The organism is Nonomuraea sp. NPDC052116, assembly GCF_040680035.1.
GTDB classification, from domain to species: Bacteria; Actinomycetota; Actinomycetes; order Streptosporangiales; family Streptosporangiaceae; genus Nonomuraea; species Nonomuraea angiospora_A.
Genome location: NZ_JBFAWA010000057.1, coordinates 1 through 19555, shown reverse-complemented (window position 1 = coordinate 19555; position 19555 = coordinate 1). Strand labels below are relative to the sequence as shown.

Annotated in this window: 18 protein-coding genes; 10 read left to right on the top strand and 8 right to left on the bottom strand. The window is 72.3% G+C overall.

Annotated features, from left to right (window positions below):
• Positions 1-32 precede the first annotated feature (32 nt).
• A complete protein-coding gene (locus AB0L65_RS58450) occupies positions 33-251 on the bottom strand; it encodes a hypothetical protein (protein ID WP_357736843.1) in 219 nt (72 codons plus the stop codon).
• A 146-nt stretch (positions 252-397) separates the two neighbouring features.
• Here AB0L65_RS58450 and AB0L65_RS58445 point away from each other — a divergent pair, with 146 nt between their 5' ends.
• The gene (locus tag AB0L65_RS58445; protein WP_364265549.1) at positions 398-1927 is read left to right on the top strand and encodes an alpha-L-arabinofuranosidase C-terminal domain-containing protein; all 1530 of its coding nucleotides are present in this window, start codon (positions 398-400) and stop codon (positions 1925-1927) included.
• 100 nt (positions 1928-2027) lie between these two features.
• A complete protein-coding gene (locus AB0L65_RS58440; RefSeq protein WP_364265547.1) occupies positions 2028-3026 on the top strand; it encodes a LacI family DNA-binding transcriptional regulator in 999 nt (332 codons plus the stop codon).
• A 17-nt stretch (positions 3027-3043) separates the two neighbouring features.
• Here the strand turns inward: AB0L65_RS58440 and AB0L65_RS58435 are convergent, their stop codons facing one another.
• On the bottom strand, positions 3044-3712 hold the full coding sequence (locus tag AB0L65_RS58435) for a GntR family transcriptional regulator (protein WP_364265545.1): 669 nt from the start codon (positions 3710-3712) through the stop codon (positions 3044-3046).
• A gap of 85 nt (positions 3713-3797) precedes the next feature.
• On the opposite strand from AB0L65_RS58435, the gene AB0L65_RS58430 reads away from it, so the two are divergent.
• Together AB0L65_RS58430 and AB0L65_RS58425 are read left to right on the top strand one after the other, a co-directional pair.
• A complete protein-coding gene (locus AB0L65_RS58430) occupies positions 3798-4217 on the top strand; it encodes a VOC family protein (protein WP_364265543.1) in 420 nt (139 codons plus the stop codon).
• A gap of 98 nt (positions 4218-4315) precedes the next feature.
• Positions 4316-5281, top strand: a complete 966-nt coding sequence (locus AB0L65_RS58425) for a zinc-binding dehydrogenase (protein WP_364265541.1) — start codon at positions 4316-4318, stop codon at positions 5279-5281.
• Positions 5282-5320: 39 nt separating this feature from the next.
• Here the strand turns inward: AB0L65_RS58425 and AB0L65_RS58420 are convergent, their stop codons facing one another.
• Positions 5321-5917 carry a TetR/AcrR family transcriptional regulator gene (locus tag AB0L65_RS58420; RefSeq protein WP_364265539.1) on the bottom strand — a complete coding sequence of 199 codons (597 nt, stop codon included), beginning with the start codon at positions 5915-5917 and terminating at the stop codon, positions 5321-5323.
• Between the two features lie 86 nt (positions 5918-6003).
• Here AB0L65_RS58420 and AB0L65_RS58415 point away from each other — a divergent pair, with 86 nt between their 5' ends.
• Positions 6004-6759: a glucose 1-dehydrogenase gene (locus AB0L65_RS58415; RefSeq protein WP_364265538.1), complete on the top strand. Its 756-nt coding sequence runs from the start codon at positions 6004-6006 to the stop codon at positions 6757-6759.
• A 22-nt stretch (positions 6760-6781) separates the two neighbouring features.
• Here the strand turns inward: AB0L65_RS58415 and AB0L65_RS58410 are convergent, their stop codons facing one another.
• On the bottom strand, positions 6782-7489 hold the full coding sequence (locus AB0L65_RS58410; RefSeq protein ID WP_364265536.1) for a helix-turn-helix domain-containing protein: 708 nt from the start codon (positions 7487-7489) through the stop codon (positions 6782-6784).
• 220 nt (positions 7490-7709) lie between these two features.
• Between AB0L65_RS58410 and AB0L65_RS58405 the strand changes: the two genes are divergently transcribed.
• The 4 genes from AB0L65_RS58405 to AB0L65_RS58390 are packed head-to-tail and all read left to right on the top strand — an operon-like array spanning position 7710 to position 11353.
• Complete coding sequence (locus AB0L65_RS58405) at positions 7710-7940, top strand: hypothetical protein (protein WP_364265534.1); 231 nt, start codon at positions 7710-7712, stop codon at positions 7938-7940.
• A gap of 36 nt (positions 7941-7976) precedes the next feature.
• Positions 7977-8804 carry an oxidoreductase gene (locus tag AB0L65_RS58400; RefSeq protein ID WP_364265532.1) on the top strand — a complete coding sequence of 276 codons (828 nt, stop codon included), beginning with the start codon at positions 7977-7979 and terminating at the stop codon, positions 8802-8804.
• 36 nt (positions 8805-8840) lie between these two features.
• The gene (locus AB0L65_RS58395; RefSeq protein WP_364265530.1) at positions 8841-9734 is read left to right on the top strand and encodes an ABC transporter ATP-binding protein; all 894 of its coding nucleotides are present in this window, start codon (positions 8841-8843) and stop codon (positions 9732-9734) included.
• The gene (locus tag AB0L65_RS58390; RefSeq protein WP_364265528.1) at positions 9731-11353 is read left to right on the top strand and encodes a hypothetical protein; all 1623 of its coding nucleotides are present in this window, start codon (positions 9731-9733) and stop codon (positions 11351-11353) included. The genes AB0L65_RS58395 and AB0L65_RS58390 overlap by 4 nt, the downstream gene beginning before the upstream one ends.
• Positions 11354-11357: 4 nt before the next feature.
• Here the strand turns inward: AB0L65_RS58390 and uvrA are convergent, their stop codons facing one another.
• Positions 11358-14213, bottom strand: coding sequence for an excinuclease ABC subunit UvrA (gene uvrA / locus AB0L65_RS58385; RefSeq protein WP_364265526.1), 2856 nt, complete (start codon positions 14211-14213; stop codon positions 11358-11360).
• A gap of 205 nt (positions 14214-14418) precedes the next feature.
• Between uvrA and AB0L65_RS58380 the strand changes: the two genes are divergently transcribed.
• Positions 14419-15702: a ferritin-like protein gene (locus AB0L65_RS58380; RefSeq protein ID WP_364265524.1), complete on the top strand. Its 1284-nt coding sequence runs from the start codon at positions 14419-14421 to the stop codon at positions 15700-15702.
• On the opposite strand, the gene AB0L65_RS58375 is transcribed toward AB0L65_RS58380, so the two are convergent.
• The 3 genes from AB0L65_RS58375 to AB0L65_RS58365 all read right to left on the bottom strand — a co-directional run.
• Positions 15677-17062 (bottom strand): MFS transporter, encoded by a 1386-nt coding sequence (locus AB0L65_RS58375; RefSeq protein WP_364265522.1) that lies wholly within the window; start codon positions 17060-17062, stop codon positions 15677-15679. The two genes, AB0L65_RS58380 and AB0L65_RS58375, sit on opposite strands and share 26 nt — an antisense overlap.
• A gap of 73 nt (positions 17063-17135) precedes the next feature.
• Positions 17136-18971, bottom strand: a complete 1836-nt coding sequence (locus AB0L65_RS58370; RefSeq protein WP_364265520.1) for a beta-L-arabinofuranosidase domain-containing protein — start codon at positions 18969-18971, stop codon at positions 17136-17138.
• A 61-nt stretch (positions 18972-19032) separates the two neighbouring features.
• A partial coding sequence (locus AB0L65_RS58365) for a substrate-binding domain-containing protein (protein ID WP_364265518.1) occupies positions 19033-19555 on the bottom strand: 523 nt, incomplete at its 5' end.

The following is a 19555-nucleotide window of genomic DNA, read 5'->3' as shown; positions in this document are numbered from 1 at the left end:
GGCCGGTCCCAGGGCCGGCCGGCGCTCCCAGGTCAGTGGCCCGCGTGCTGCTGAGGCTTGGCGGCGACCCACTCCCTGGCCGCCTCGGCGCGATCGCGCAGTGTGGCGAGGAGTTCGGCCAGGTTCTCGTGGTCCATGTACGACGTCTTGCCGATGTCGTCGATGTGGGTGGTCACCTGGCCGGACAGGCCGGTCACCGCGCTGAGTGATGCGATGATTTCGCGGGTCTCCGCAGCGTTCAGATCGCACATGGCCTCACCGTACGCATCGCATGGCCGGTCGCACATAGGCGATCGGGCGAGGATTCCCGAGCCGGCAGGCAAGGAAGAGGCTCTTTCCCACGCGGTGCTTTATCGATAAAGTAGCCGCCGCCGCTTACCGAGAAAAGGTGTGAACCATGAGTGACGCTGTCGTTTCCGCCGTGCTCAATGTCGACGTCAAGAGCCCCGTGATCAGCAGACATGTGTACGGCCACTTCGCCGAACACCTGGGCCGGTGCATCTACGGCGGTTTCTACGTGGGCGAGGACAGTGACATCCCGAACGCCGGCGGGATCCGGCTGGACGTCGTCGAAGCGCTGCGCGCCTTGAACATCCCGAACCTGCGCTGGCCCGGCGGCTGCTTCGCCGACGAGTACCACTGGATGGACGGCATCGGCCCGAAGGACCAGCGCCCGGCGATGGTGAACACCCACTGGGGCAACGTCGAGGAGAACAACCACTTCGGCACCCACGAGTTCATGGCCCTGTGCGAGCTGCTCGGCGCCGAGCCGTACATCAGCGGCAACGTCGGCTCGGGCACGGTGAAGGAGATGAGCGACTGGGTCGAGTACCTCACCCGGGACGGCGACTCCCCGATGGTCCGCCTGCGCAAGGCCAACGGGCGTGAGGAGCCGTGGCGGGTGCGCTTCTGGGGGCTGGGCAACGAGGCGTGGGGGTGCGGCGGGCACATGACCGCCGAGCAGTACGCCGCCGAGGCGCGCCGGTACGGCACCTACTGCCGCAACCACGGCGACAACCGGCTGTACCGCATCGCCGCCGGCGCCAACAGCGACGACTACGCCTGGACCGAGACGCTCATGAAGCAGCTGGGCGACCTGGGCTGTGCCTACCGGCCCCAGCCGTTCTACCAGGCGCTGTCGCTGCACTACTACACGATCCCGGGCACCTGGCAGGACAAGGGCGCCGCCACGGTGTTCGACACGGACGAGTACTACCGGACCCTGGTCAAGGCCGCCCACACCGACGAGCTCCTCACCGGCCACTCCAACGTGATGGACTGCTACGACCCGAGCCGTCAGGTGGGCCTGGTGCTGGACGAGTGGGGCACGTGGTGGAACGTCGAGCCGGGCACCAACCCCGGCTTCCTCTACCAGCAGAACACGCTGCGCGACGCGCTGGTCGCGAGCCTGCACTTCGACATCTTCCACCGCCACGCCGACCGGCTGGTGATGGCCAACATCGCCCAGACCGTGAACGTGCTCCAGGCGATGATCCTGACCGACCCCGACTCCGGAGCGCTCGTGCTCACCCCGACGTACCACGTGTTCGAGATGAACAAGGGGCACCAGGACGCCACGTCCCTGCGGGTCGATCTCCTCTCGGACGTGCCCACCCGCGAGGTGGGGCCGGACACGCTGGCGACCGTCTCGCTGTCGGCCAGCCGCAAGGACGACAAGGTGCTCATCTCGCTGTCCAACCTGGACACGGCCGACGCGGCCGACATCGAGCTGGACCTGCGCGGGGGCGACGTCGGCGGGGTCGTCTCGCGGATCCTCACCGCCGGGGCGCCGCAGACCCACAACACGCCCGACGCGCCCGCCGCCGTCGCCCCGCGCTCCCACGAGCAGGTCACGGTCACTGGTACGCGGGTGCGGGTGCACCTGCCCGCCCACTCCTTCGTCACCGTGCAGGTCGACGTCGCATAACCGGCTCCCTTTTGGGGCGCAGTAGGCTCGAAGCAGCGGCGGCCACAGTCGGAAGCGGCCGGATCGGATCCGGCCGAAGGGGCAGGACCTGAGGAGCGGCATGGTCACCATGGGCGACGTCGCCAAGCTGTCCGGAGTGTCGAAGATGACGGTCTCCAACGTCATCAACGACCGCGCCGGGGTCAGCGACGAGGTCCGCCGCCGCGTGCTCGAAGCGATCCGCCAGTCGGGCTACCGCGTCAACGTCTCCGCCCGGACCCTCAGATCCGGGCGGACCGGCGTCATCGGGCTGGCCGTTCCCGAGATCGACCGCCCCTACTTCGGCCAGCTCGCCGCCCACGTGATCGACGAGGCGCGGGGGCGCGGTTTCCACGTCGCGATCGAGCAGACCGGCGCCGCCGCGGCCGGGGAGATCGACGCGATCTCCCATTCGTCCACCCTGCAGTTCGACGGGCTGATCCTCAGCGCGGTCGGGATCGACCCCCAGGACTCGCGGCTGACCGGCGGCGACTATCCGATCGTGATGCTCGGCGAGCAGGACTTCGCCGCGCGGTTCGACCACGTCGCCATGCCCAACGAGGAAGGCGCGAAAGCGGCGACCACGCATCTGATCGACCGCGGCTGCCGCCGGATCGCGATGGTCACCGGCGAGTCCCTCGACGGCGTGAACGTGGTGACGCGCCGCTACCGGGGCTACCTCGCCGGGCTCGCCGAACGGGGGCTCGATCCCGATCCGGCGCTGCGGTTCGCCGTCAGCGGGATGACGCTGGAAGGGGGCCGCGAGGCGGCCCACCGGCTCGTCGACTCAGGTCTCGAGGTCGACGGCGTGGTCGCGGTGAGCGACACCGTCGCCCAAGGGGTCTTCCGGGGCCTCGCCGACCGCGGCGTCCGGGTGCCCGACGACCTCCGCCTCGTCGGGTACGACGACATCCCGGAAGCGGCGTACATGGTGCCTTCACTGTCCACCGTGGCCCCCGACCACCGGTGGATGGCCGCGAAGGCGGTCGAGCTGGTGACCGCCCGCATCCAGGACCCGTCACGCCCGGCCGGCGAGCACACCGCGCCCTTCGAACTGGTAGTCCGCGAGTCCACCCGCTGACGGCCCCGGGCGGGGGGTCAGGTCCTCGGGTCCGGGTCGGTGAGCACGTCGAAGGCGTGGAGGCGGTGGGCGGCGAAAAGCGTCAGAGCGCGCTCGGTGTCACGGGCGCGCAGGGCGGCGGCCAGCTCCCGGTGCTCCTCGGGGATGTGCGCCAGGTAGTCCGCGGAGCGGACGCCGATCCGGGTCAGCAGGAACAGGTGGACCTGTGAGCGGATGGCCTGCCACGCCTCCTCCAGGCGCCGGTGCCGGGCCGCGGCGTAGACGGCGTCGTGGAAGGCGATGTCGCAGCGCACCATCTCGTGCTCGTCCTCGACGCGCCGCATGCGCTCGGCCGCCTGCTCGACGGTCGCGAGGTCGTCGTCCGAGGCATGGGCGGCCACCTGCCGGACGGCGAGCTGTTCCAGGGCGGCGCGCAGGCTGTCGAGCTCGGCGACGTCCGCCGGGGAGAGCGTGGTGACGGTGGCGCCGCGGTGCCATGCGCTGCGGACCAGGCCCTCGCGCTCCAGCCGGAGTAATGCCTCGCGTACGGGGCCGCGGCTGACGTCGAGCGCGCCGGCCAGCTCCACCTCCCGCAGTTGCGCTCCGGGGGCGTAGGTCCCGGCGAAGATGGCCTCCCGGATGCGGTCCGCGACCTCGTCGGCCAGCCCCCGGCGGCGGGCCGGCGCCACCCTGCCCTGTTCACTCATGGCTCCAGCCTCTCACGAGCGCCCCTACCGCGAGCGTTTGTCGTGATGTTAACATTCGGACATTCTAGGCAGAAAGGAAGTCCCCATGACCTCGATCCCCCGGTTCCACCTGGCCATGCCCGTCGACGACCTGGCCGTCGCGCGCCGCTTCTACGGCGAGGTGCTGGGCCTCGAACAGGGCCGCAGCGCCGAGACCTGGGTGGACTGGAGCCTGCACGGCCACCAGTTCGTGACGCACCTGGCGCCGGCCCGCGCGCAGCGGATCCACAATCCGGTCGACGGCCATGACGTCCCCGTGCCGCACTTCGGCCTGATCCTGACGATCCCCGAGTTCCACCGGCTCGCCGACCGGCTGCGCGCGGCGGGCGTCGAGTTCGTCATCGAGCCCTATGTGCGGTTCAAGGAGCAGGCGGGGGAGCAGTGGACGATGTTCCTGCTCGACCCCGCGGGGAACGCGCTGGAGTTCAAGGCGTTCGCCGACGACTCCCAGGTCTTCGCCGTCTGATTCGGCCCGTCGCCGCCGCTGCCCGCCGGTTGACCTCAATTCCGGTTGAGGTTGCACGCTATGAGGGTCATGTCGGAAAGAGGCGGGAGTGAGCGGCAATGCGGGTGGTTCGGGTGACCGGGTTCGGCGGGCCTGAGGTGCTGGTGCCCGGGGAGGCGCCAGATCCGGTGGCCGGGCCGGGGCAGGTCGTGGTCGAGGTGGCGGTCGCGGGCGTGACGTTCGTCGAGACGCAGATCCGGCGCGGCACCGACAGGTGGCATGCCCGGCCGGAGTTGCCGTACGTGCCGGGCGGGCTGGTGGCCGGCCGGGTGAGCTCGGCCGGAGAAGGGGTGGATCCGGCGTGGGTGGGCCGGCGGGTCATCGCCGGGACGGGGGAGACCGGCGGTTTCGCCGAGCGGGCCGTGGCCGCGGCCGAGGACCTGTTCCCGGTGCCGGACGGGCTGGGGTTGCCGGAGGCCGTCGCCCTGCACAGCGACGGCAGCACCGCGCAGGGACTGATCGAGGGCGCCAAGGTCCGTCCCGGCGAGTGGGTGCTGGTCGAGGCGGCGGCCGGCGGCGTCGGCAGCCTGCTGGTGCAGCTGGCCCGTACGGCGGGCGCGCGCGTCGTGGGGGCCGCCCGCGGATCGCGGAAGCTCGACCTGGTCCGGGAGCTGGGCGCCGAAGCCGCGGTCGACTACTCCGAACCGGGCTGGACCGGGCGGGTGCTGGAGGCGACCGGCGGAGCGGGGCCGGATGTGGTCTTCGACGGCGTGGGCGGGGAGATCGGGCGGGCCGCGTTCGAGGTGACGGCCCGTGGCGGCCGGTTCTCGGTGCACGGCGCCTCCAGCGGCGAGGTCACCGTCGTCGATCCCGCGCGACGCGAGGACGTGGACGTGATCGGCATCGAGCAGCTCTTCGACTTCGGCCCGAACCTGGTGCGGTGGGCGGAGCAGATGATGGCGCAGGCGGCCGCGGGGCTCGTCCGGCCGGTCATCGGGCAGACCTTCCCCTTGGAGCGCGCCGCCGACGCGCACGCCGCGATCGAACACCGCACCGCCCTGGGGAAGACCCTGCTGCTGATCTGACGGCGCCGGCTACGGGCGGCCACCAGCCGTGCGGCGGCCTCAGGCGGGAGAGCCGCGGAGGTGGGCGATGCCCATGTCCAGGGCGGCCTCCAGGTGCGTGACCTCGCCGGTGGACATCTGGATCAGGACGCCGCCCTGGATGCCGGCGAGCAGGGCGGCCGCCGCGTGGTCGGGGTCCAGGCCCGGGTCGATCTCGCCGGCGTCCTGCATGTGCCGCACGCCGGTGGCGATCTCGGCCTGCCAGCGGCGCACGAGCTCGATGACCACGGCCTGGGCGGCGGGCGTACGGTTGCCCAGCTGCGAGGTGACCGAGTTGAGCGGGCACCGGCGGCCCTGGCTGCGGTAGTGGTCGACGACCGTGTCACGCCACCGTTGCCAGGCGGGCCACGAGGTCAGCTCGCCGAGCGCCGGCTGCTGGTTCTCCAGAACGCGGCCGGCCTCGAGGCGGGCCACCGCCAGCAGCAGCTCCTCCCGCCCGCCGGGGAAATAGTGGAAGAGCTGGCTCTTGCTCGTGGCGGTCGCGGCCAGCACGTCGTCCAGGGTCGTGGCGGCCACGCCGAACTCGCGGATGTGCGCGGCGGCGCCCTCGAGGATGCGCTGCCGCGTCGCCGCCCCCTTGCGGGTGAGCGCGGGCATGGAGACCTCCCAGATTGGACTTGCTGGTCCATTTTAGCCTCGGCATCCTGGACCGCGAATCCGCACTTTCGCAAGGGAGAATCACCATGTCCGCACGTCTTCAGGGGCGCACCGCCCTGGTCACGGGCTCGACCGACGGCATCGGCACGGCCATCGCCCGCGCGCTGGCCGCCGAGGGCGCCCACGTCATCGTCAGCGGCCGGGACACCGCCAAGGGCGAGAAGGTCGTCGCGTCCATCGCCGAGGAGGGCGGGCGGGCCTGGTTCGTCCGCGCCGACCTCGCCGGAGGGCTGCCCGCCGTCCGCGAGCTCGCCGACGCCGCGCACCAGTTGGCCGGCGGCCCGCTGGACATCCTGGTCAACAACGCTGCGCTGCTGATCAACCCCGCCCCCACGGCCGAGGTGGCGGAGGAGCTCATCGACCAGGCCCTGGCCGTGAACGTCAAGGCCGCCTTCCTCCTCACCGGCCTGATCGCCCCCGCCATGGCGGCCCGCGGGAGCGGCGCGATCATCAACCTCGGGTCCATCTCCGGGCTGTTCGGGACGAGCGGCTCCGCCCTCTACGGCACCACGAAGGCCGCCGTCCACTCGCTGACCAAGTCCTGGGCGGACGAGTACGGCCCCTCCGGCGTGCGGGTCAACACCGTCGCGCCGGGTCCGACGTTCACCGAGAAGGTCGCCGCGATGGCGGAGTACCTGGCGCCGATGATCGCCGGCATCCCCTCGCGCAGGCCCAGCACTCCGGAGGAGGTGGCCAAGGCGGTGGTGTTCCTGGCCGGTGACGACGCCGCCAACATCCACGGCGCCACCCTCTCGGTGGACGGCGGCCGCGCCGCGGTCTGAGGCGGTCGGTCGCGTACGGCGGTCAGCGCGGGACCTCCCCGGTCGGTGCGAAGGTCTGCCGGTAGTGCTCGGCCGCCTGGGCCATGTCGGCGCTGATGAGCTCGAAGAACCGGCTGGCGGTCGCGAGCCGGACGCCCGCCGGGGTGTCGGCGCCGAGGATGTCGACACCCTCCCGGACCGTCTCGGTCCACAACATCATCGACCGGGTGCCCATCTGCCACGCCCGGTACCAGACCTCGGCGTCGATGGTGTAGCGCTCGCGCCGGTTGTCCCGCTCGCGCCTGACGAGCCCCACCTGTTCGAGCCAGCCGACGCCTTTGGAGATCGACGCGGGGCTGACCCGCAGCCGCTCGGTCAGCTCGGTGACGGTCAGGTTGCCGGTGTCGCTGGTGAACAGGCAGGCCATCACCCTGGCCGCCATCGTCGGCACACCCCCGAACGTCGTCGTGAGCCGCTCCTCGAACTCCCGCACCGCCTGGGGGTCGCGCCTGCCCGCGTCCCCCGCGGCCGTGCTCGCCGGCGCGGCGGGCCGGCGGCGGGCGCGCCATCCGGTCGCCTGCTGCGCCCGGCCCGCGTGGTAGCCGTGCGGGCCGCCGTTGCGCGCGATCTCGCGGCCGATGGTCGACCTCGGCCGCCCCAGGCGACGGGCGATCTCCGCGTAGGTGAGCCCTTCCGCCAGCCCTTCCGAGATCTTGCGGCGGTCGTCGTACGTCAGGTGGCCTCCCGGCATGCGCCCTCCCGGCACGTCATCGTCACGCGCAAAGTATCGCCTCCGGCGGACCTGATTGCGACACCGCGTCGGGGATTGTTGCATTTGCTGACACCGTCGTTGCGCCAGTTAATCCGCTCTGACCTGGGACAACGACGTTCGTAACTTGCCGAATCCGCGAACGGATTCGTAGCGTTTCTCCATGCGTGAACGATCGCCGTTCACGCGGAGGGAAACCGACATGACCCAGTCACATCCCGCGCTGCCGACCGAGCGCGACGCGGAGCGCCCCTTAGATCCTCCTCCGAGGCTCGCCCTGCGGGCCGATCCCGCGATCGCCGAGCGCGCGCTGCCCGCCCTGGTCCGCCGATTTCCGGCCCTGCGCCTGGCCGTCCCGCCGGAGGACCTGGCGATGCGCACCGACATGAGCGTTTACGGCGTCCACCGGCTCCCGGTCGCCTGGGACGCCTGAACGACATCACCCTCGAACCTCAAGGAGACCCCTGGCATGGTTGCCAAAGTATGCCTCGTGACCGGCGCCTCGTCCGGCATCGGCCACGCCACCGCGCTCGAGCTCCTGCACGCCGGCCACTTCGTGTACGGCGCGGCGCGGCGGGTGGGCAGGATGGCCACGTTGCGCGACGCGGGCGGCCGCCCGCTGTTGGTGGACGTGACCAAGGAAGAAGACCTCATACGCGCCGTCGACACCGTCCTGGACGAACACGGACGGATCGACGTCCTGGTCAACAACGCGGGAGCCGTCCTCCACGGCGCCGTCGAGGACACGCCGCTGGCGATGGCGCGAGACCTGTTCGAGGTCAACGTGTTCGCCGCGGCCCGGCTGGCCCAGCTCGTCCTGCCGCCGATGCGGCAGCGGGGCTCGGGCACGATCGTCAACGTCTCCTCGATCGGCGGCGAGCTCGCCTTCCCGCTCGGCGCCTGGTACTACGCCTCCAAGCACGCCCTGGAAGCCTTCTCCGACACGCTGCGCATGGAGACCGCGCAGTTCGGCGTCCACGTCGTCGTCATCCAGCCCGGCATCATCAAGACCGACTTCGAGGCCGGGACCGCCCGGCAACTGCGGGAGATCTCCGGGAACGGGCCCTACCGGCAGATGGCCGAGGCCATGGCCGGCGCCGCCGAGACGCCGGCGGGCCACCAGAGCGACCAGGCCACCGACCCCGCCGTCGTCGGGGCGACGATCCGGGAGGCCGTCGAGTCGGACCGCCCGGAGACCCGCTACGTCGTGGGCTGGCAGGCCGAAGCCCTCCTCCAGCTCAACAGGTCCCTGCCGGACCGCGAATTCGACGCGCGCGTCACCGGCTCCCTCAGATAACTCCGGCTCCACGAGAACCGCAATTCGGAGAAACCCATGACCCCTGCCATCGCCGTTTCCGGGCTCGTCAAGGCTTACGGGCCCGCGCGCGCCCTCGACGGGCTCGACCTCACCGTGAACCCCGGAGAGGTGCACGGCTATCTCGGCCCGAACGGAGCGGGCAAGAGCACCACCATCCGCATCCTGCTGGGCCTGATCCGGGCCACCTCCGGCAGCGCCAGGCTGCTGGGCGGCGACCCCTGGGCCGACGCCGTCGCGCTGCACCGGCGGCTGGCGTACGTGCCGGGCGACGTCGAGCTGTGGCCCAACCTCACCGGAGGCGAGGCCATCGACGTGCTCGGCCGGCTGCGCGGCGGGCTCGACGACCGGCGCAAGAACGAGCTGATCGAGCGGTTCGAGCTCGACCCCAAGAAGAAGGCGCGGACCTACTCCAAGGGCAACCGCCAGAAGGTCGCCCTCGTCGCCGCCCTCTCCGCGGACGTGGACCTGCTGATCCTCGACGAGCCCACGAGCGGGCTGGACCCGCTGATGGAGGCGGTGTTCCAGCAGGTCGTCGCCGAGGCCAAGGCCGCCGGCCGGACCATCCTGCTGTCCAGCCACATCCTCGCCCAGGTCGAGTCCCTCGCCGACCGGGTCACCATCATCCGGGACGGAAAGGTCGTGGAGTCGGGGACGCTGGCGCAGCTGCGGCACCTGACCCGGACGACGGTCGTGGCCGAGACCGCCACCCCGGTGACCGGCCTCGACCGGCTGCCCGGCGTACACGACGCGAAGACCGAGGGCGGGAGCGTGCGGTTCGGCGTGGACGCCGAGCACCTCGACGGCGCCATCCGGCACCTCACCACGTTCGGCATCGACGCGCTGGTCAGCCACCCGCCGACGCTCGAGGAGCTCATGCTCCGGCACTACGCGCACAAGGAGGCGGCATGACCACGACGGTCACGGGGGCCCGCGGCCGTACCGGATCGAGAGTGGGGAGCGGTCACCTGACCGGCACCGGCGCGATGGTGCGGCTGGCGCTGCGCCGCGACCGGATCAAGCTCACCCTCTGGCTGGTCGCGATCACGGCGCTCGTCCCTCGCTTCTACTACGCCGCCGTCAACGCGGTCGTCCCGACGCCCGAGGCCCTGGCCGAGGCCTCGCAGATGATCCGCGTCTCCTTCATGAGGGTGCTCGGCGGGCCGCTGTTCGGCGAGGTCACCACGCAGAGCTACTTCCTGGCCGCCTACTGGGTCGAGTTCCTGCTGGCCGCAGCGATCATGAACATGATGCTCATGACCCGGCACACCCGGGCCGAGGAGCAGACGGGCCGGGCCGAGCTCATCCGGGCGGCCGTCGTGGGCCGGCACGCCCAGCTGACCGCAGCGCTGATCGTCGCCGTGATCAGCAACGCCGCGCTCGCGGCCCTCACCACCGCCGCGACGATCAGCATCGGGTTCCCCGTCGGCAGCGCGCTGCTGTTCGGCGCCTCCCTCGCCGCGACCGGGCTGCTGTTCGCCGGGGTCACGGCGGTCGCCGCCCAGGTCACCGAGCACCCCCGGGGCGCGAACGGGCTCGCGGGCCTCGTGCTCTTCACGGCGTGGCTGCTGCGCGGCGCGGGGGCGCTGCAGAGCGAGGAGGGCGGCCCGCTGTTCTGGCTGTCGCCGATCGGCTGGTCGCAGCAGACCCGGGTGCTGGACGACGAGCGCTGGTGGCCGCTCGGCCTCTCGGTCGTTCTCGCCGGGCTGCTGGTCGCGGGCGCCTACGCGCTGGCGAGTCACAGGGATCTCGGCGCCTCCTTGGTGGCCCCGCGTCCCGGCCGGGCGTCGGCGCCCTCCTGGCTGCGCTCGCCGTTCACGCTCGCGCTGCGGCTCCAGCAGGCGGCCATACTCACGTGGGGAGCCGCGTTCCTCGCGGTGGGTCTCGTCCTGGGCGCCATGACCGGGGGCATGGCCGAAACCGACCTCCCCATCTTCTCCGGCGCGGACTTCGGGCGGGCCTGGATCAGCCTCATGGTGTTCACCGGGTCCCTCTACACCGGCGTCTTCGCGGTCCTGTCGGTCATCCGGCTGCGGGTGGAGGAGGTGCGCGGCCGGATCGCTCCCGTGCTGGCCGGGCCGACCGGCAGATCGACGTGGTACTGGTCGTCCCTGCTGGTCACCGCGCTCGCCGTGGTCGTCCTGCCGGTGGTGTACGGCGCCGCGCTCGGCATAGGGGCGGCCCTGTCGACCGGCGAGCCCGGCCTCGTGGGAGAGGTCACCTGGGCGAGCCTGATCCGCGCCCCCGAGGTGCTGGTGCTGCTCGCCGTCCCCGCGGCGCTGCTCGGGCTCGCCCCGCGGGCCGTGAACGCGGCCTGGGCGGTGCTCGTCTACAGCGGGTTCATGCAGGTACTGGGGTCCTACATGAACCTGCCGGGGTGGGTGGTGAACACGTCGGTGCTGTCCCACCTGCCCTGGCACCCGCTGGGGTCCTTCGCCCCGGTGGCCACGGTCGTGCTGACCGTGCTCGCCGCGGCGCTGGCGATCCTCGGCCTGTACGGGCTGCGCCGCCGCGACCTCGCCGCGGGCTGACGGGTCAGCCGGCGGACTCCCGACGGCCGTCCAGGAGCGGGCGCAGGAAACGTCCCGTGTGGGAGTGCGGATCGGCGGCCACGGCTTCCGGGGGGCCGTGGCCGACCACCTGGCCGCCGCCTGAGCCGCCTTCGGGGCCCAGGTCGATCAGCCAGTCGGCCGTCTTGATCACGTCGAGGTCGTGCTCGATCACCACGACGGTGTTGCCGGCGTCGACGAGCCGGTGGAGCACGGCCAGCAGCTTGCGGACGTCGTCGGCGTGCAGCCCGGTGGTCGGCTCGTCGAGCACGTACAGGGTGCGGCCCCGGGAGCGGCGCTGCAGCTCGGCGGCGAGCTTGACGCGCTGGGCCTCGCCGCCGGACAGCGTGGTGGCGGGCTGTCCCAGCTTGACGTAGCCGAGCCCGACGTCGGCCAGGACCCGCAGGTGCCGCGTGATGATCGCGTGCTCGGCGAAGAAGGCCGCGGCCTCGTCGATGGTCATGGCGAGGACGTCGGCGATGGACCTGCCCTTGTAGCGGACCTCCAGGGTCTCCCGGTTGTACTGGGCGCCGCGGCAGACCTCGCACGGCACGTAGACGTCCGGGAGGAAGTTCATCTCGACCCTGATGGTGCCCTCGCCGTAGCAGGGCTCGCAGCGGCCGCCCTTGAGGTTGAAGGAGAACCGGCCCGGCTGGTAGCCGCACACCTTGGCCTCGGGCGTCTGGGCGAAGAGGCGGCGCAGGTGGTCGAAGAGGCCGGTGTACGTGGCGGGGTTGGAGCGCGGGCTGCGGCCGATCGGCGCCTGGTCGATCTGCACGACCTTCTCGACGGCCTCGGCCCCGGTGATGTCGCGGTGCCGGCCGGGCACTCTGTGCGCACGGTGCACGCGCCTGGCCAGGGCGGCGAACAGGATGTCGTTGACCAGCGTCGACTTGCCCGACCCGGACACGCCCGTGACCGCGACGAGCAGGCCCAGCGGGAACGACACCGTGACGTCGCGCAGATTGTGCTCGGTCGCGCCGTGCACCGTGATCTCGTGACCGGCCGTCCTGGGGCGACGCCGGTCCGGGAGCGGGATCCGGTGGCGTCCGGACAGGTACGCCCCGGTGCGGGACGTCGGGTGCTCGGCGAGCTCCCGCACGGTGCCCGAGTGCACCACGTGCCCGCCGTCGGCGCCGGCTCCCGGCCCGATGTCCACGACCCAGTCGGCCGCCTTCATAGTGTCCTCGTCGTGCTCGACCACGATGACGGTGTTGCCCCGGTCGCGCAGCCGCAGCAGGGTCTCGATGAGCCGCCGGTTGTCGCGCTGGTGCAGGCCGATGCTCGGCTCGTCCAGCACGTAGAGCACCCCCGCCAGCCCCGAGCCGATCTGGGTGGCCAGCCGGATCCGCTGCGCCTCGCCGCCGGACAGGCTCGCGGCCGGGCGGCCCAGCGAGAGGTAGTCCAGGCCCACGTCGAGCAGGAACCTCAGGCGCTCGTCGATCTCGGTGAGCACGGCCTGGGCGACCCGGCGTTCCCAGCCGGTCAGCTCCAGCCCGGCGAGGAACCGCGCCGTCTCGCCGATCGGCAGCGCGCTCACCTCGGCGATGCCGCGCCCGCCCACGGTGACCGCCAGCACGGCCGGCTTGAGCCGGGCGCCGCCGCAGGCCGGGCAGGGCACTTCGCGCAGGTAGCCGCCGAACCGGTCGTCGGAGCCGCCGGCCTCGGCGTGACGGCGCTCGATGTGCGGGATGACGCCTTCGTACCGGGTGACGTAGGAGCGCTCGCGGCCGTAGCGGTTCTGGTAGTCGAGGTGGATCCGCCGCGGCGTCCCGTGCAGGACCATCGTCCGGACGGCTTCGGGCAGGCTACGCCAGGGTGTGGTGGTGCTGAAGCCGATCTCGGCGGCCAGGGCGTCGACCAGCCGGGCGAAGTAGTCCGCGCCGCTGGTGTTCGTCCACGGGGCGATGGCGCCTTCGGCCAGCGTCCTGTCCTCGTCGGGGATGACGAGGCCGGGATCGACCTCCGTCCGCGAGCCGAGCCCGGTGCACTCGGGGCAGGCGCCCCACGGCGCGTTGAAGGAGAACAGCCGCGGCTCCAGCTCCTCCAGGTCGAGGTCGTGCCCGCGCGGGCACGCCATCCGCTCCGAGAACCTCAGCTCGCGCTCCGGGTCGGTGGCATCCAGGTCGACGAACTCGACGCCGACGACACCGCCCGCGAGCCCCAGCGCCGTCTCGACGGAGTCGGTCAGCCGCTGCCTGATGCCCGGCTTCACCGCGAGCCGGTCCACGACGACGTCGATGGAGTGTTTCTTGCGTCCGTCCAGCACCGGCGGCCTGGTCACCGGGTGGATCGCGCCGTCCACCCGGACGCGGCTGAAACCGTCGCCCGCCAGTTGCCGCAGGACCTCGGCGTGCGTGCCCGCGCGGTCGCGTACGACAGGCGCCAGCACCTGGAAGCGGGTGCCGTCCGCCATGGCGAGCAGCCGGTCCACGATCTGCTGGGGAGTGCGGAGGTGGACCGGCTCGCCGCACTCCGGGCAGTGGGGGCGGCCGACGCGGGCGTACAGCAGGCGCAGGTAGTCGTAGATCTCGCTGACCGTGCCGACCGTGGAACGCGGGTTGTGGCTCGTCGTCCTCTGGTCGATGGCGATGGCCGGTGACAGGCCCTCGATGACGTCCACGTCCGGCTTGTCCAGCCGGCCGAGGAACTGGCGGGCGTACGCCGACAACGACTCGACGTAACGCCGCTGCCCTTCGGCGAAGATGGTGTCGAACGCCAGGCTCGACTTGCCGGAGCCGGACACCCCGGTGAAAACGATCAGCGCATCCCTGGGCAGGTCCACGGAGATGTCGCGGAGGTTGTGCTGGCGGGCGCCCTTGACGACGAGACGGTCTCTCACACGCTCGAACCTAGTGCGCACGCCGGCGCGTCGTTATCGCATCGTTATCTGATTTCGCAGGATGATCTTTCCGGCGGTGCGGCGGGCGGCCAGGTCCGCCGGTGCCCGACCGGCCTGCGCGAGCTCGTACCCGCCGCCGGTCAGCGGGCGCGGCCCTTGCGGCGAAGCCCTGCCGCAGGCGCGGTCGCTGTGTAAGTCTGTAAGCATGACCGAGCCCCCCATCGTCATCGAGCACCGCGAGCACGTGTGGTACCTGCTCGTCCAGGCCTCGCAGCTCGAGCACATGATCATGTGCCAGTACCTCTTCGCCGAGTTCAGCCTCAAGACCGATGGGCTCACCGGCGAGCAGCAGGCCGCGGTCGATCGCTGGCGCCAGGAGCTCCACGGCATCGCCGTACAGGAGATGCTCCATCTCGCCCTGGTGGCCAACCTCATGTCGTCCATCGGCGCCGCGCCCACCTTCGGCAGGCCGAACTTCCCGCAGTCCTGCGGCGCGTTCCCGCCCTCGATCCAGATGCGGCTGCTGCCCTTCGGCGAGGCCGCCCTGGCCCACTTCCTCTACCTCGAACGGCCCGAGGGCATGGAGCGGCGCGACGCCGCCGAGTTCATCTCCTGCGATCCGCCGCCCGAGCCCATCGCGTCCGGCGAGATCTTCCCCCGCGCGCAGGAGTTCGCCACGGTCGGGCATCTCTACCGCGGCATCAAGGACGGCCTGACCACGCTGGTCGCCAAGTACGGCGAGGAGCAGGTGTTCTGCGGGTCGCCGCGGGCCCAGGCCACCCCGGAGCTGTTCCGCTGGCCCGAGATGGTGGCGGTGACCGACCTCGCGTCGGCGTGCGCCGCCATCGAGGAGATCATCGAACAGGGTGAGGGAGCGCAGGGCGCCTGGCAGGACGCCCATTACGGCCGCTTCCTGAAGATCTGGGAGGAGTACCACGCGCTGCGCGCCGCCGACCCGGCCTTCGAACCCGCCCACCCCGCGCTCGGCGCCTTCACCCGCCAGCCCTTCGACGTGCGGGAGCCGCAGCCGCTCATCGGCGACCCGCGGACCCTGGCGCTGGCCGAGCTGTGCAACCTCGCCTACGAGGCGATCCTGTGGCTGCTCACCCGCTACTTCACGCACACCGACGAGAGCGAGGAAGAGCTCGAGGTCCTGATCGGCGCGGCGATCACGACGATGGCCGCCGTGCTGCGGCCGCTCGGCACCGAGCTGAGCCGGCGGCCCGCCGGCCCCGCCCATCCGGGACGCACGGCCGGGGCGGCCTTCGAGATGTACTACCTGATGGACAACGTGGTCCCCTGGCGCGAGGCCGCCTGGACGGTGCTGATCGAACGACTGCGCCAGATCGCCGAGCGCTGCGCGTCCCACGCCGCCACGGACCCGGTGATCGCGGCGGCTTCGGAGCAGGTCACGGCGGTGGCCGACTCGCTCGACGCCGTCCGGGCCAAGGCTGCCTCCGGCATCACGGCCCCCGGCGGGCCCGCGTGACCCGCAGCGCACAGGCCGCCCCGACCACGAGGAGGGCGGCGACGGCGGCGACGACCCGCAGGAGACCTTCGGCGGAGGTGGGGGCCGCGAAGTAGACGGTGCCGAGCCCGGCGACGGCCGTCACCCCGGTCAGCGTCGGGCCGGTGGAGTTGAGCGCCGAGATCGCCGAGGAGAGCCGCGGCTCCACCAGGTGCGTGATCCGCGCGATCAGCGGGCTGTAGCCGGCGGCGTGCCCGGCCCCCGCGAGCAGCAGCAGCGGCACGGTGCCGTACGGATGCCACTGGTCGCGATGGAGGAGCACCAGCAGGCCCGCCCCGGCCGCGAACGCGATCGGCCCGGCCACCGGCAGCGCGTTCCGCAGCCACCGGGGGTAGCGGTTCCAGGTCAGGCTGAGCGCGCCGAAGCCGACGGCGTACGGGACGAACGCGAGCCCCGCCTGGAGCGGGGAGAAGCGCAGCGTGGACTGCAGATGCAGGGTCAGGGTCAGCAGGAAGACGGTGTAGCAGCCCATGACGATCCAGCAGGCCACCAGCCCCGGCTTCACCCCGCGCGGCCGCAGCGCCGCCAGGTCCAGCAGCGGGTGCCGCGCCCGGGCCTCGTAGCGGACGAACGCCACCAGCAGGGCGGCTCCGCAGGCGAGCGAGACCCACGCCCAGGCGGGCCAGCCCTGGTCCCGGCCGAAGATGAGCGGCATCGTGAACGCGGCCATGGCGACGGTCAGGAGAGCGGTTCCGGCCGGGTCGAGGCGTACCCGCTCGTCCGGGCCGGAGCCCAGCAGGACGCGCGGTCCGACCGCCAGCAGCACCGCGCCGATCGGGACGTTGATCAGGAACACCGGGCGCCAGGAGAGGCCGAACAGGTCGGCGCCCGCGACCAGCCCGCCGATGACCTGCCCCAGCGCGACTCCCAGGGCGAGCACCAGGCTGTAGAGGCCGATCGCCCGGCGGCGGGCCGGCCCGTCCCAGTGCCGCTGGATGAGCGAGAAGACCTGCGGCATCAGCAGCGCCGCCCCCGCGGCCTGGGCGACGCGGGTCACCACCAGCAGGGGCGCGTTCGGGGCCAGCCCGCACAGCAGCGACGCCACCGTGAACCAGCCCAGCCCGACGAGGAACGCGCGCCGGTGCCCGACGATGTCGCCGATCCGCGCGCAGGTGACCAGGAGCACGCCGGTGGTCAGCAGGTAGCCCGACACGACCAGCTGGATCGCGGTGCTGCCGGCGTGCAGTCCGTCACGGATGCTCTGCGCCGCCACCGACACGATCGATCCGTCCATGGACGCCATGGCCTGGCCGGCGAGCAGCACGGCCAGCATCGGGCCGCGGCGGGCGACGGTCAAAGCGGGAGGAACGAGGGCGGTCATGCGGCCGAGTATCGGCCGCGCGCGTCCGGCCGGTCTTGAAGATATTTGCACGCCGGACGCCGGCCCGGTCCGATCAGCCGCGAGCCTCCGGGATCCAGACGCGCATGGCCGACGGGCCGCGGCGAGCCCACGAGCGGTAGGGGATCAGGGGCACGGTGCGGTCCTCGCCGGACCGGTGGTGCCGGACGGTGGCCACCACGGATCCGTGCTCCGCGGTGACGGTGTCCGGCAGCAGCGTCGCGTCCTCCAGCGCCCACGACGGCGGCAGGTCGACCGACTCCAGGGCGAGCACCTCCGGCCCGCGCCGGACGGCCACGCAGCCCCGGACCGCGTCGACGCGGTGGTCCGGGCGGACGACCCGGGGCCGTAGGTCGAGGGTCAGCTCCAGCCGGTCGCCCGGCTGCCAGGTCCTGGTGAGCGTCATGCCGGCGGGCTCGACGGGTGCGCCGTTGAGGCTGAGCCGGGTGTCCTGGGACCACTCCGGGTCGCGCAGGGTGATCGACGCCGGCCGGGCCGGCGCCCGCCGTACGGTGATCGTCACCACGCCGCCGTGCGGGTAGTCCGTCGCGACGTCCAGCTCGAACGGCTCGCCGGCCACGACGGCGTCGAGGGTGGAGGACGCGTACTGGTGGATCTGGATGCCGTCGGACGTGGTCGTGGCGAGATAGCCGCCCAGGCTCGCGAGGGTGCGGGCGAGGTTGGGCGGGCAGCAGGAGACCTCGTACCAGGTCTGGCGCCGGCCGGCCCCGCCGCGGATGCACACGCCGTCGTCGTTGAGCGGGACGTCGCCGCTCGGGTGCCGCTGGTGCAGGGTGTTGGCGTAGAAGAACGAGCGGCCGTCCTCGCCGAGCGAGGTCGCGACGATGTTGTAGAGGGTGCGTTCGATGAGGTCGGCGTGGCGCGGCTCGCCGGTGGCCAGCAGCAGCCGCCAGCTGAACATGATCGACGCGACGCCCGCGCAGGTCTCGCAGTACGAGCGGTCCGGCGGCAGCACGAAGTCCTCGCCGAAGGCCTCGTCCATGTGGTGCGAGCCCATCCCGCCGGTGATGTACGTCCGGCGCTCGGCGGTGTGGTCCCACTGGGTCCTCAGCGCGTCCAGCAGCTCCCGGTCGCCGGTCTCCACCGCGACGTCGGCCGCCCCGGCGGCCAGGTAGAGCGCGCGTACGGCGTGCCCGCGCAGCACGTCGGCCCTGCGGACGGGGAGGTCGTCCTGCGCGAAGGCCCGCCCGAACTCGATCAGCGGCAACGTGCCCGTGCCGCGCCGCTCGACGAACAGCGCCGCCTGGTCGAGGTGGCGACGCTCCCCGGTGGTGCGGAACAGCTCCACGAGCGCGACCTCGATCCCGGCGTGCCCGCACACCCGGTTCAGCCCGCCCGGCCCGAACATGACGCACACGTGGTCGGCGAGCCGGACCGCCACGTCGAGCAGCGACCTGGTGCCGTACGCCCGGTGGTGCGCGACCGCCGCCTGGATCAGGTGGCCGAAGCAGTACAGCTCGTGGCCCCAGGTGAAGTCGCTGTAGCGGGGGGCCTGCCAGGGGCGGCCGAAGAGCGTGTGCAGGTAGCCGTCGGGCTCCTGCGCCGCGGCGACCCGCCGGATCAGGTCGTCGGCGATCGTGTCGAGCGCGCTCGGACCCGAGTGCGCGTGCTCCCAGGAGATCGCCTCAATGATCTTGTAGATCTCCGAGTCGGCGAACTCGCGGCCCCGGTGCTCGTACCGGGCGCCGCCCGCGGCCCGGTCGAAGTTGGCCACCCAGCCGAGGTGCTCCATCCACTCGACCGCGTGCGGGATGACCGCCGAGCGGCTCACGCTCTGGAGCCGGCCCCAGAATCCCTCCGCCGGCCGGGCCCGGTCGAGGGGCAACGGCCGGAGCAGGGCGTGCGAGGGCTGGACGGGTGGCGCTGACATGGCACTCCTGGCTGGTTCTTCAGAGCTGGTTCTTCAGGGGTGGTTCTTCAGGGGTGGTTCTTCAGGGGTGGGGGCGGGCGGAGGACTCGCGGACGACGAGCGCGGGCCTGACGACGAGATCGGGTGGCTGCGACTGCCCGTCGCGCAGGTGCAGCAGCTGCCGGAACGCCAGCCAGCCCAGGCGCTGGAAGTCCTGCTCCACGGTGGTCAGGGCGGGGGAGAGGAACCGGCTGAAGGGCTGGTCGTCGAACCCCGCCACCGACTTGCCGCCGGGGAGCGCCACACCGGCGTCGCGGAAGGCGCGCAGCACGGCGGCGGCGACGACGTCGGTCGCGCAGAAGACGGCGGTGACGTCGTCGCGGTGCGCCAGCTCCAGCCCGAGCTCGTAGCCGCTCCGCGGGTCAAAGGTGGCCGCCCAGGTCGGCGGCGGTTCGATCCCGCGGGCCTCCAGGGCGGCGCGCCAGCCCGCCGTCATCCGGTTGCGCGGGTCGAAGATCGCCTTGAACCGGCCGACCGCGATCTCGCTGGCCTGGGGCCTGTGGAACACGGGCGGCATGACCGAGGAGCTGACCGAGGCCGACCTG

Bases quoted from the DNA above. Each gene is read 5' to 3' on its own strand.
- AB0L65_RS58420 (WP_364265539.1), bottom strand. From the start codon at position 5,917: ATGCCCGCGCTCACCCGCAAGGGGGCGGCGACGCGGCAGCGCATCCTC.
- AB0L65_RS58435 (WP_364265545.1), bottom strand. From the start codon at position 3,712: ATGAGTGAACAGGGCAGGGTGGCGCCGGCCCGCCGCCGGGGGCTGGCC.
- AB0L65_RS58445 (WP_364265549.1), top strand. From the start codon at position 398: ATGAGTGACGCTGTCGTTTCCGCCGTGCTCAATGTCGACGTCAAGAGC.
- AB0L65_RS58405 (WP_364265534.1), top strand. From the start codon at position 7,710: ATGACCCAGTCACATCCCGCGCTGCCGACCGAGCGCGACGCGGAGCGC.
- AB0L65_RS58370 (WP_364265520.1), bottom strand. From the start codon at position 18,971: ATGTCAGCGCCACCCGTCCAGCCCTCGCACGCCCTGCTCCGGCCGTTG.
- AB0L65_RS58440 (WP_364265547.1), top strand. From the start codon at position 2,028: ATGGTCACCATGGGCGACGTCGCCAAGCTGTCCGGAGTGTCGAAGATG.
- AB0L65_RS58380 (WP_364265524.1), top strand. From the start codon at position 14,419: ATGACCGAGCCCCCCATCGTCATCGAGCACCGCGAGCACGTGTGGTAC.
- AB0L65_RS58450 (WP_357736843.1), bottom strand. From the start codon at position 251: ATGTGCGATCTGAACGCTGCGGAGACCCGCGAAATCATCGCATCACTC.
- AB0L65_RS58375 (WP_364265522.1), bottom strand. From the start codon at position 17,062: ATGACCGCCCTCGTTCCTCCCGCTTTGACCGTCGCCCGCCGCGGCCCG.
- AB0L65_RS58425 (WP_364265541.1), top strand. From the start codon at position 4,316: ATGCGGGTGGTTCGGGTGACCGGGTTCGGCGGGCCTGAGGTGCTGGTG.
- AB0L65_RS58400 (WP_364265532.1), top strand. From the start codon at position 7,977: ATGGTTGCCAAAGTATGCCTCGTGACCGGCGCCTCGTCCGGCATCGGC.
- AB0L65_RS58430 (WP_364265543.1), top strand. From the start codon at position 3,798: ATGACCTCGATCCCCCGGTTCCACCTGGCCATGCCCGTCGACGACCTG.
- AB0L65_RS58395 (WP_364265530.1), top strand. From the start codon at position 8,841: ATGACCCCTGCCATCGCCGTTTCCGGGCTCGTCAAGGCTTACGGGCCC.
- AB0L65_RS58415 (WP_364265538.1), top strand. From the start codon at position 6,004: ATGTCCGCACGTCTTCAGGGGCGCACCGCCCTGGTCACGGGCTCGACC.
- AB0L65_RS58410 (WP_364265536.1), bottom strand. From the start codon at position 7,489: ATGCCGGGAGGCCACCTGACGTACGACGACCGCCGCAAGATCTCGGAA.
- AB0L65_RS58390 (WP_364265528.1), top strand. From the start codon at position 9,731: ATGACCACGACGGTCACGGGGGCCCGCGGCCGTACCGGATCGAGAGTG.